General features: G+C 64.9%; 13 protein-coding genes. 8 read left to right on the forward strand and 5 right to left on the reverse strand.

The window, feature by feature from the left end; translation table 11 throughout:
• Window positions 1-78 precede the first annotated feature (78 nt).
• The 7 genes from ACNQR1_RS34140 to ACNQR1_RS34170 all read left to right on the forward strand — a co-directional run bounded on the left by ACNQR1_RS34140 (window position 79) and on the right by ACNQR1_RS34170 (window position 6,966).
• A complete protein-coding gene (locus ACNQR1_RS34140) occupies window positions 79-1,578 on the forward strand; it encodes an AAA family ATPase (protein ID WP_418049927.1) in 1,500 nt (499 codons plus the stop codon).
• Window positions 1,579-1,739: 161 nt separating this feature from the next.
• Window positions 1,740-2,414, forward strand: a complete 675-nt coding sequence (locus tag ACNQR1_RS34145; RefSeq protein WP_090423961.1) for a Crp/Fnr family transcriptional regulator — start codon at window positions 1,740-1,742, stop codon at window positions 2,412-2,414.
• A 71-nt stretch (window positions 2,415-2,485) separates the two neighbouring features.
• The gene (locus tag ACNQR1_RS34150) at window positions 2,486-2,986 is read left to right on the forward strand and encodes a MarR family winged helix-turn-helix transcriptional regulator (protein ID WP_418049928.1); all 501 of its coding nucleotides are present in this window, start codon (window positions 2,486-2,488) and stop codon (window positions 2,984-2,986) included.
• A 15-nt stretch (window positions 2,987-3,001) separates the two neighbouring features.
• Complete coding sequence (locus ACNQR1_RS34155; RefSeq protein WP_418049929.1) at window positions 3,002-3,433, forward strand: DUF5313 domain-containing protein; 432 nt, start codon at window positions 3,002-3,004, stop codon at window positions 3,431-3,433.
• A 62-nt stretch (window positions 3,434-3,495) separates the two neighbouring features.
• The gene (locus ACNQR1_RS34160; RefSeq protein ID WP_418049930.1) at window positions 3,496-4,143 is read left to right on the forward strand and encodes a GntR family transcriptional regulator; all 648 of its coding nucleotides are present in this window, start codon (window positions 3,496-3,498) and stop codon (window positions 4,141-4,143) included.
• Window positions 4,140-5,408, forward strand: a complete 1,269-nt coding sequence (locus ACNQR1_RS34165; RefSeq protein WP_418049931.1) for an MFS transporter — start codon at window positions 4,140-4,142, stop codon at window positions 5,406-5,408. The genes ACNQR1_RS34160 and ACNQR1_RS34165 overlap by 4 nt, the downstream gene beginning before the upstream one ends.
• A 67-nt stretch (window positions 5,409-5,475) precedes the next feature.
• Window positions 5,476-6,966, forward strand: a complete 1,491-nt coding sequence (locus ACNQR1_RS34170; protein WP_418049932.1) for a serine hydrolase domain-containing protein — start codon at window positions 5,476-5,478, stop codon at window positions 6,964-6,966.
• Here ACNQR1_RS34170 and ACNQR1_RS34175 read toward each other — a convergent pair.
• The 4 genes from ACNQR1_RS34175 to ACNQR1_RS34190 are packed head-to-tail and all read right to left on the reverse strand — an operon-like array spanning window position 6,963 to window position 9,336.
• Window positions 6,963-7,262: a cytochrome C oxidase subunit IV family protein gene (locus tag ACNQR1_RS34175; protein WP_418049933.1), complete on the reverse strand. Its 300-nt coding sequence runs from the start codon at window positions 7,260-7,262 to the stop codon at window positions 6,963-6,965. The two genes, ACNQR1_RS34170 and ACNQR1_RS34175, sit on opposite strands and share 4 nt — an antisense overlap.
• Complete coding sequence (locus tag ACNQR1_RS34180) at window positions 7,263-7,838, reverse strand: cytochrome c oxidase subunit 3 (RefSeq protein WP_418049934.1); 576 nt, start codon at window positions 7,836-7,838, stop codon at window positions 7,263-7,265.
• Window positions 7,835-8,632 carry a hypothetical protein gene (locus tag ACNQR1_RS34185; RefSeq protein WP_418049935.1) on the reverse strand — a complete coding sequence of 266 codons (798 nt, stop codon included), beginning with the start codon at window positions 8,630-8,632 and terminating at the stop codon, window positions 7,835-7,837. Before ACNQR1_RS34185 ends, ACNQR1_RS34180 begins: the two co-directional genes overlap by 4 nt.
• The gene (locus ACNQR1_RS34190; RefSeq protein ID WP_418049936.1) at window positions 8,629-9,336 is read right to left on the reverse strand and encodes a hypothetical protein; all 708 of its coding nucleotides are present in this window, start codon (window positions 9,334-9,336) and stop codon (window positions 8,629-8,631) included. The genes ACNQR1_RS34185 and ACNQR1_RS34190 overlap by 4 nt, the downstream gene beginning before the upstream one ends.
• A gap of 165 nt (window positions 9,337-9,501) precedes the next feature.
• Between ACNQR1_RS34190 and ACNQR1_RS34195 the strand changes: the two genes are divergently transcribed.
• Window positions 9,502-10,020, forward strand: a complete 519-nt coding sequence (locus ACNQR1_RS34195; protein ID WP_418049937.1) for a TetR/AcrR family transcriptional regulator — start codon at window positions 9,502-9,504, stop codon at window positions 10,018-10,020.
• Window positions 10,021-10,034: 14 nt separating this feature from the next.
• Here ACNQR1_RS34195 and ACNQR1_RS34200 read toward each other — a convergent pair whose 3' ends face one another.
• The gene (locus ACNQR1_RS34200; protein WP_418049938.1) at window positions 10,035-10,838 is read right to left on the reverse strand and encodes a GAP family protein; all 804 of its coding nucleotides are present in this window, start codon (window positions 10,836-10,838) and stop codon (window positions 10,035-10,037) included.
• Between the last annotated feature and the right edge of the window lie 7 nt (window positions 10,839-10,845).

Consider the following 10,845-nt stretch of genomic DNA (forward strand, 5'->3'; position numbering starts at 1 on the left):
CCGGAAAAGGACCTTCGGCTCAGGGAAAAGGACGAATGACCACTGCCGCCATAGCCCCACAGGCAGCCATCATGAGGTATGGACGCTTCAGCTTTACCGGCCTCGTCAACGGCGACTGAGCCCGGTACCGCCAGTTCCGCCGCGGAGATCCATGAGACGCACACCGGGATCGTCGCCTTGGTCGGCGATCGGGCATACAAGGTCAAGAAGCCGGTCGTCACCGATTTCCTCGACTTCAGCTCGGTCGAGCAGCGCGAGCAAGTATGTGCCCGTGAGGTCCAGTTGAACCGGCGACTGGCGGCCGACAGTTACCTGGGCATCGCTCACTTCTCGGATCCGCAAGGCGGTCCGCCCGAGCCCGTCATCGTGATGCGTCGGTACCCCGACACACGTCGGCTGACGTCGATCGTCGTCAACGGTGAGCCCGTGGTTGAGAATCTGTCGGCGATCGCCGAGCGGTTGGCGCGGTTTCACGCGGACGCCGAGCGGTCCGCGGACATCGATGCCGCAGCAGAGGTTCCCGCGATTGCGGGCCGTTGGCATGACAATCTCGCCGAACTGCACCGATTCGCGGGAACCGTGGTACCCGCGGAAACGGTGGCCGAGGTCGGCCGGTTGGCAGACCAGTACATGAACGGTCGTGCCGCGCTGTTCGCCGATCGCATCGCCAACCACCGCATCGTCGACGGCCACGGCGACCTGCTGACCGGCGACATCTTCTGCATGACGGATGGTCCGGTGATCCTCGACTGTCTCGAGTTCGATGACGGTCTGCGTCATGTCGACTGCGCCGACGACGCCGCGTTCCTGGCGATGGACCTTGAGTTTCTCGGCCGCAAAGATCTGGCCGACTACTTCATTGCCGAGTACCAGCGCCTCTCGGAAGACGTCGCGCCGGCGTCGTTGGTGGACTTCCTCATCGCCTACCGGGCCGGGGTCCGCGCGAAAACCGACTGCATCCGGGTCGAGCAGGGCATCGAGGCCGCGGGGGCCGACGCACGGCGCCACCTCGGTATCGCCCTCGATCACCTCCGCCAGGGCACCGTCCGGCTGGTCCTCGTCGGCGGCGGCCCGGGCACCGGCAAGACCACACTCGCGCACGCATTGGCAGAACAAGTATCGGCGCAGGTCATCTCCACCGACGACGTGCGCCGCCAGTTGCAGGAGCAGGGTCGGGTAGCGGGCGATGTGGGGATCTTGAACGAGGGCCTCTACAGCAGCGCCAACGTGGCGGCGGTGTACGACGCCGTGCTGCGAAAGGCCGATAGCGCCTTGGCCGCGGGCCGATCGGTGATCCTGGACGGCACGTGGCGCGACCCGGAGCTTCGACGGCGGGCCCGTGCCATTGCCACTGAACGGCACTGCCCCACAACTGAATTGGCCTGCGCAACGCCTATCGACGAAGCCAAGAAACGCATAGCGCAGCGGCAGATCACCACATCAGATGCCACACCGGAGATCGCCGAGGGCTTGGCCGCGGACGGCGCAGAATGGTCTGACGCCCATCTCATCAACACCCGCCGCCCGCTTGCGGACTCCGTCGCCGAAGCTCAACGGATCTGTTGCTCGACGATCTGAACCCGGCGGTCACTGCCATTACGAAATGGCTTGTCGGTGTAAAACCCGCGGCCAGCGCGGGCGGAGAGCCCTTGTAAAGTGAAACGGCGGCCACGTTCCTGGCTGCGACCTGCACAAAAACACCGCATCGCCGCGTTTGGCGCATTCACCGAGGGGGATTCATGAACGAAGTGCTGGCCCGCGCCGGCATCTTCCAAGGTGTGTCGCCAGATGCCGTGGCCGCCCTGGTCCGGCAGTTGGAGCCCGTTACCTTCCGTCGCGGAGAGGTGGTTTTCGCCGAGGGCGAGCCCGGCGACACGCTCTACATCATCACCGCGGGCAAGGTGAAGATCGGCCGCAAGTCGGTGGACGGCCGCGACAGCCTGATCACGCTGATGGGTCCATCGGACATGTTCGGCGAGCTCGCCATCTTCGATCCCGGTCCGCGGACGTCGACGGTGACCGCGCTGACCGAGCTGAAGACAGTCGTGATGAGTCGGAGCGTCCTGCGGAGTTGGATCGCCGATCGCCCCGAGATCGCCGAGCAGCTCCTGCGCGTGCTGGCCCGTCGGCTGCGCCGCACCAACGACAACCTGTCGGATCTGATCTTCACCGACGTGCCTGGCCGGGTGGCCAAACAGCTGCTCTACCTGGCGCAACGGTTCGGCAGCCGCGACGGCTCCGCGCTGCGCGTCGACCACGAGCTGACCCAGGAAGAGATCGCCCAGCTCGTGGGGTCGTCACGCGAGACGGTCAACAAGGCGCTGTCGGACTTCGCGCAACGAGGCTGGATCCGGGTGCAGGGACGAAGCATCCTGATCGACAACGCCGAACGATTGGCCAAACGCGCGCACTGACCGTGTGACCGTGTGACCGTGTGACCGTCGAGACATTGTTAGTACCCTAACTATTAGGGTACGTTTATTTTGTGTCCGCAGTATCCGAAGCACCTGAGCTCAGCTCCGACCCGTTGGCCCTGGAACGGCAGGTCTGCTTTGCGCTTGCCGTCAGCAACCGCGCGGTGCTCGCCGTCTATCGACCGCTACTCGAGCCCCTGGGCCTGACCCATCCGCAGTACCTCGTGATGCTGGCGCTGTGGGATCACCAGCGGTCCGGCTCGGGCGACAATCCCCCGCTCTCGGTCAAGGAAATCGCTTCCGCACTGCAGCTCGATTCGGCGACGCTGTCACCGATGCTCAAACGGCTGGAAGCGCTGGGCCTGCTGACCCGGAGCCGCCGGGCCGGCGATGAACGCGCGACCGATGTCGCGCTCACCGAGGCCGGGGTCGCCCTGCGCGAGCGGGCACTGGCCATCCCACCCGCCGTGGTGGAGCGCCTGGGCGTCGACATCGTCGAACTCGAGGAACTGCATCGCGTGTTGACCCGTATCAACGTGGCTGCGCTGGCGGCCAATTCACTCACCGATTGACACCAGGAGCCCGTCATGGCCGTCCAGAACAAAACCAAAGACCGTCCCAACTTCTTTCAATACGTCGCCTACTGCTACGGCAAGCGGTTGCCCGATTCGATGCGCGAGTGGGTGGCCCATGACCTGGCCGACCATGGGGCCGTGCGCCGGCACCTCATCCGGATGGCGATCCCGCCCCTGTTCGTACTCGCGCCGCTCTGGCTGCTGCCGGCCTCGCTGTACGTGCACATGGAGATGACCGTGCCGATCTATATCTGGGCCATTTTGATGGCCCTCGCGCTCAACAAGATCTGGCGTCGGCACCGGCTGGCGCAGCACGGCCTCGACCCCAACCTGGTCGACGAGATCCGGTACAAGAAGGACCAGAAGAAGCACGAGGACTACATCCGGCGGTTCGGACCGCGTCCGGAATCCTCCAAGTACCAGGCCAACAGCAGCCCGTTCTAGGCATTTCCCCTGGATAGACCCCTTGCATGCAAGCTTGCATACAAGGGGTACTCTGGTCTTTCGTGGGCACGGACGAGAAATCGAGCAACAGCCAGCGCGTCTACCGGATGACCAAGGACCAGATCCTCTCCGGTGAATTTCGAGGCGGGCAGCTGCTCAGCGAGGTAGAGGTGGCGACGCAACTCGGCGTCAGCCGCACGCCTGTGCACGAAGCGTTCCTGCGCCTGGCCGCCGAGGACTTCCTGGACCTGATGCCGCGCCGCGGTGCCGTCGTCGTCCCGGTCTCCGCACAGGAGGCCACCGATCTGCTCGAGATGCGCCTGGCGCTCGAGACCGCAGCGGTCCGCCGGTTGTGCCGGTCATCGGAATCCATCGACACGCTGTTCGGCGAGCTCACCGAGTTGGTCGAGCGGCAGCGCCATGGTGCGGCCATCGGCGACGCCGATCAGTTCGCAGCCGCCGACGATGCCTTTCACCGGCGAATCGTGGAGGTCGCCGGCAACACGATCGCCGGGCGCTTCTACGGGTCCCTCAGCGACCGGCAGCGCCGCATGATGGCCGACGCCGCCCGTTCGGACTCTGCCCGGCTGACCGAGTTGATCGGCGAACACGCCGAATTGGCCGACACCATCGGCCGACGCGATGTCGCCGGTTTCGAGGGCGCCTTGCTGGCGCATCTGGAGGCGACCTACCGGGTGGTGCTGGCATGACCGCCGTCGCGATCGACTCCCCCGAGGTGCCGGCTCAGGTTCGGCACCGTCTTGCGCCGTGGGTCGCGGTGGCGATCGCCGTGTTCTGCATCGGTTGGGGCGGAAACCAATTCACCCCTCTGCTGATCGCCTACGCCCAGCACTCCGGATACACCCGGGTGGACGTGGACATCCTGCTGGGCGCCTACGTGCTCGGGCTGATCCCGGGCCTCCTGATCGCCTCGACCCTGTCGGATCGCCACGGTCGGCGCAGCGTCATGGCCGCCGGCGTCATCAGTGCGGCGCTGGGCAGCCTCGTGTTGGCGATCGGTGACTACTGGGGCTTCCCGGCCCTGTTCGTCGGCCGCTTGTTCAGCGGCGTGGCCGTCGGTATCGCGATGGCGGTCGGTTCGGCCTGGATCGCCGAACTGTCTCGGCAGCCCTTCGACGACGCGCCCGCCGGTGCCGGTGCGCGCCGCGCCTCGATCTGTCTGTCGTTGGGCTTCGGGGTCGGCCCGCTGTGCGCCGGACTGCTGACCGTGTACGCCCCGCTGCCACTAGTGCTGACCTATCTCGTCCACGCTGCCCTGTGCGTGCCCGTCCTGTGGGCGGTGTGGAACCGGACCGTCGAGACGCGCGAACGCATGACCTCGCGGCCCTTCCTGGACGGTTTGAAGGTGCCCGCCGCCGGGCACCGCCGGTTCCTGCATGTCGTTGTTCCCATGGCGCCGTGGATCTTCGGTTCGGCCGCCATCGCTTACGCGGTGGTGCCGGCGCTCGTCTCCGACCAGCTCGGATCGTGGGCACTGCTCTACACCGTGGGGCTGACCGTACTGACCCTGGGCTGCGGCGTGGCGATCCAGCCGATCGCACGGCGCCTCGACGACGTGTCCAGCTCCCGCGCCGTGGTCGTGTCCATGGCACTGATGGCGTTGGGGATCTTCGCCGCGGTGGCCACCGCGGTCACCCGTTCGGCGCTCGTCGCACCGCTGGTGGCGATGCTGCTCGGCAGCGCCTACGGCATTGCGATCGTGTCAGGTCTCCTTGAGATCCAACGCATTGCGCCGCCCGACGAGCTCGCCGGCATCTCCGGTGTCTACTACTCCCTGGCCTACCTGGGGTTCCTGCTGCCCGCGGCGCTGGCCGCCCTCGCACACTGGTTCAGCTATCCGGTGATGCTGAGTTTTGTCGGGCTGTTGGCGATTGCCAGCACGGTGGTGTGCGCGTCCGGGTGGGCGAAACATCTGGAGCCGCGAACGCCGGTGGTGGTCGGCGCCGAACGCTAGGCGGCGAGTTACTGCCACATACTGACCGCAATCCGCCACATAGTCGCAGTCGACTACCGTCGACCTGGTGACGGCGTCGCGATCACGTCTGAGCCGGCTCTGCGCCGCGGGAGCCGTACTGCTCACGGTTGCCGCGACCACTTCGTGCGGACAATCAGCGCCGCCACCGCTGGCCACCGGCGCGAAGACCACGCATGCGCCTGCCCCCGCGGCGGTACCAGCACCTACCCTGGCCGCCGTCGTTCCCACCGGTGACTTCACCGCGGTCTCGAAACTCGTCGATGACGCCATTGCGGCCCATCGCCTGCCCGGGGCAGTGGTTCAGGTCGGGCACGGCGGCAACGTCGTCTTCCGCCAGGCGTACGGCTCACGCAAGCTCGACGGCGAACCGGGACTGGACGGGGTACCTGCCCCCGCCGAGCCGATGACCGAGGACACGATCTTCGACCTCGCCTCGTTGTCGAAGAGCATCGCGACGACGACGGCCTTCCTACAGCTCTACGAACAGGGCAAGGTCGCGTTCGACGAGCCGGTGCAGACCTACCTTCCGGATTTCAACCCCACCAACGACCCGCGCCGCGCGCAGGTGACAGTGCGGATGCTGCTCACGCACACGTCGGGCATCGCCGGAGATCTCAGCCTTGACGGGCCGTGGGGGCTCGACAAAGCCGACAAAGCCGAGGGTATTCACCGTGCGCTCGGTGCGTGGGTGGTGTACGAACCCGGAGAGCTCTTTCATTACTCCGACATCAACTTCATTCTGGTCGGCACGATCATCGAGAGGATCACGGGTCAGCCGTTGGATCGGTACGTGCCCGACAATGTGTTTGCACCACTGGGGTTGTCAGATACCCGCTACCTTCCTGCGACCAAAGCCTGTGGCCCGCACCAGGTCCGGGGAACCTCGATCGCCTTCGATCCGAACGCGCCCAAGGTGGCCGACTGCCCGGCAGATACGTGGAGCACCGACCTCTTGAGCCGCATCGCACCGACAGCGCTCGACGAAGACACTCCCGGCATCAATCCCGACTACGGCCACCCGCTGCGCGGCACGGTGCACGACCCGACGGCGCGCCGCATGGGTGGGGTGGCCGGCAGCGCCGGGGTGTTCTCGACGGTGAACGATGTCGGCCGGTTCGCGCAGGCCCTGCTCGATCGTCGCGCCGGCCGCCCGAGCACGTTTCCGCTGAAGCAATCGACCATCGAGTTGATGACAACCCCGCAGCAGCCCGGGCACAGCGCCCAACAAGTCGAGGCGGCCAACAACGCCGATTCCCAGCTCGGCCCGCACTATCCGGCCATCGACGGGCAGGACCTGCGCGGCTTCGGTTGGGATATCGACACCCCGCATTCCAGACCGCGCGGCACGGTCTTTCCCGTCGGCAGCTTCGGCCACACCGGATTCACAGGGGTGACGCTGTGGATGGATCCCGGGTCCGACACCTACGTCGCGGTCCTGGCGAATGTGATTCATCAGCGCGGCGGTCCGCCGATCGCGGGGTTGAGCGGGGAGATCGCCACCGAAACCGCGCGGGCGCTCCATCTGTACGGGTACTAACCGGCGATCGCTGAGCCGACGAAGTAGCTGCCCAGCAGGCACACACCGATGAGAACGACCCAACCGTCGGTGAGCCGGCAGAGCAGCGCCGGTGCGTTGCGCACCTCCATGAACTCCCGGAAGATGATGCGCACCTTGATGAGTGCGATGGCGATCGCACTGACGGTGACGACGGTGCTGGCCTTCAACGTCCCATTCTGGTCTACGGCCTCGTCCAGCCACACATAGATGAGCGTCATTCCCGTCAGGATCGCCCAGACGATCAGCAGTCTCGTGTTGACCTTGGTGTGCACCATTCACCTCACGACGTAGATCAGCGCGAAAATCAGGACCCAGAGGAAATCGACGGTGTGCCAATAGGTGGCACCGGTTTCGACCAGCTGTTGGGATCGCCGCTGCGGACTCCACAACTGATAGACGACGACACCCAACACGACAAAGCCGATCAGGACGTGGATGCAGTGGATCGACGTCAGGAAGAAGTAGTGCTGGAAGAACTCGTCGCTGGTGAACGTGTTCCCCATGCGAATTTGCGTGACCCACTCGATGATCTTTCCCACCAGGAAGGTGACCCCGAACGCGATCGTCAGGAACGCATTCGTCAACGCGGATCGATAGTTGCCCTCCCGGGAGGCCTGGACACATCGGGCTATGGCCCACGAACTCAGCAGCAAGGCAATGGTATTGACCACCCCGATCCGCAGGTCCAAATGGGACTGCGACTGCAGGAAGAGCTCTGGATTCTGCGTGCGCGACACCAGATACACCGAGAAGTAGGCGGTGAACAGCAGCGATTCGAACAGCACGAACATCCACATGTCGGGCTGCCCGGGCACGGCCTTGACGCGGGCACCTTCGAGCTGCTCTGTCATCGCACCGCCTCCACCGCTGGCTGACGCTCGTCGGCATCCTTGTCCGGAAGGTTCGGCAGCGGACCGGTGCCGAAGTCCTCGCGCTCGATCATCCTGCGCAGCAGCACGATGAAAACACCGGTGTACGTGACGAAAACGACCATGTTGACCCACCAGGCGATCGCACCGTTCCAGGCGAAGGCGCCGCGCTGGAAGATCCACGCCGGTGCGACGACCACTTCGGTCAGGGCGTTGCAGAGATTGAGATAGCCGAACCACTTCGGGAACACCCGGTTCTTGTCGAGCAGGATCGCCGCCATCCACACCAGTGAACCGATCAGGAACACACCCATGGTCCCGCTGAACGACAGGAAGGCGAATTCGTAGAGCCAGTGGATGATCTCGGGGTCGCGATCGGGCCGCAGGGCGGCAGCGGTCATCGCGATGGCCATGACGAGCATGCCCGGAATTGCGCTCAGCGAGTACATGATCAGGTACGAGTAGGCGAAGGCGGGGCTGACCGACATTCGTCGCATCGAGTACGCCAGCAGTGCGTTCATCGGCGCACACAGACCGGTGATGAGGAAGACGACGCCGAAGCCTGCGAGAACACCGAACCGGTGGTCGGTCACCCAGTGCACGACCGTCGGCGTGTCCCATGCCGGGCTGGGCGGAGGCTGCACGCGGGTGACGAAGAAGAAGAGCACACCGTAGAGCTGGTAGAAGAACACCATCACGTACCAGGCGAACCACAGTTCGCGTTTGGGGTGGTAGCGCAGGTTCCACGTCAGCCTGCTCAACCGTGAGCCAATCATGCGGGTACCTTGTCCGTCGCCCGCTGCTGCTTGATCGACTGCGCGAGAACGACTCCCATCACCAGGATCCAGACGGCAATGGCAATGTTCTTGAGCCAGAACGACAACACCCCGTCCCAGGCCAGCGGGCCGTCGAACGACAGCGCGGTGAACGTGGCAGGCGCCAGCGCCGCTGCGACGACCAGGTTGAAGTACGCCACCCACGGTTTGAACACCGGCCGTTCTTGCTGATCCCAGTAGATAGCAAGGGCCAGCAGCAGACATTGCGCAATGAGATACGGAACGAGAAGCGTGAAGGTCAGCCACGCGAGATCGTTGAGCACCTGGGTCAACTCCGGTGCGCGGTCCGGACGGAATGAGCCGAGCAGCCAGAACATGTTGGCGATGAGGAACAGCGCCGGTGGACCGCCGGCCGCGGCAATCAAGCTGTACGACAGGATCGGCGTGCGGTGGGCCATCCGGCGGACCTGCATCGCCAGCAGGATCACGATCGGGATCAGCCCGACGCCGAACCAGTTGAACAGGATCATGCTGTACCGGATCCGCGCGGTCTCGTCCTGATAGAAACTCGCAAGCTGCTCGGCAGACATGTTGGGGGACATCGGATGTACGAACCCGGGGAACAGGAAGAACGCGGAGATCCAGATGATTGCCACCACGGGCAACGTCCCCAGGAGGATCAACTCACCGTCAGGTCGTCTCATCGTCGGACTCTCTTCGTGCGTGACGTTAGTTGCCGATCGGCAACTTGGACGGTAGCCGATCGGCAACCAGGCGGTCAATCGTCAGTTACGGTTGACGTTGTGACGTCCACACAGGAAGCCCGGACTTTCGGTGCGATCACGCGCACCGCCGCTCAAACGCGGGTGATGGACGCAGCGCTCAAGCTCATCGCCAATCACGGCGTCAGCGGGACGTCGCTGCAGATGATCGCGGACGAAATGGGCGTCACGAAGGCAGCCGTCTACCGGCAGTTCAAGACCAAGGACGAGATCGTCATCGCGATCACCGAGCGGGAAATGAGCCGGCTCGAAGAGGCATTGGAAGCCGCCGAGGCGGAGGGGTCGCCCGGACAGGCCCGCGACGCGCTGCTCGACCGGATGATCGAGCAGGCCATCGACCGCCGCGGCACCTTCAGCATTCCGATGTTCGACCCCGTCATCATCCGCCTACAGGCGGAGTACGAACCGTTTCAGCGGTTCATCGAACGCCTCTATGCCGCGCTGCTGGGCACTGAAGCCGGCGTGGAGGCCAGGTTTCACGCGGCGATGCTCTCCAGCGCGATCAGCGTCGCCGTAATGCATCCGCTGCTCGCCGACATCGACGGCGAAACGCTGCGGGTGCAGTTGAACCAGATGACGCGCCGCGTGCTCGGGCTCGCCGAATAGCCTCTGAGATGCGTTCAGATGAGGCCGGCGCCGGTGACCACCTGCCAGAGCCCGACCACCGCGAAGAGCGCCAGCAGCACCAACTGCCGGTGGTGCTTGGTCCACTCGTGCAGTGGATGCAGCACGGCCTGGGTCCTGGCCGGGGCGATGGCGTAACTGAGCAACGCGAGCTCGAACACCGCGAGCATTCCGAACACGAACGCGATGCTGATGACGACCTGCACTCCGATCGGCGCACCCGAGCCGACCACCATGGTGGCCACCATCAACACCAACGGCGGCGGCGCGATGTAGCACAGGCCGAACACGAGCGCGACCCACAACGCGCCGCCCTCCCAGGCGTCGTGTGCACGTTCGACGAGCCTTCGGGCCGCGGCGCCCAGATCGGACATCACCTTACGGATGCGCCCCGTCGGCGGTCCCGGGGCGGCCGACTGGTCTGGTTCCATGACAAGCACCGGTGAGTCGCCCCCGACGTTCACCGACGCGCGCTGGTTCACCCGTTTCCGCATCCTCATCCGCACGGCGAGCAGTCCCGCGATCGCCACACAGACCAATCCCGAGACGAATTGGAAAGGCTTGACGGTAGAACCCGGTTCGGGGGTCACCAAGTCCTGTGCAACCGACCTGAACGACGGAACCGAGGCCAGTACCAATGTCGAGATCACGAAGGCCGGAATGTTCACGATCAGACTTCCGACCCAGAACGCGATGAGGTTCTGCACCGGCCGGGGCCGGGAGATCACCAGCAAGATGAAGCCGAGAAGCACCGGATTGAGTGACACCAGAAGTGCCATTCCCAAGATATCGCCCCACATAGCGCTA

This window comes from Mycobacterium sp. 48b (genome assembly GCF_048282725.1).
In the GTDB taxonomy this organism is placed as follows: domain Bacteria; phylum Actinomycetota; class Actinomycetes; order Mycobacteriales; family Mycobacteriaceae; genus Mycobacterium.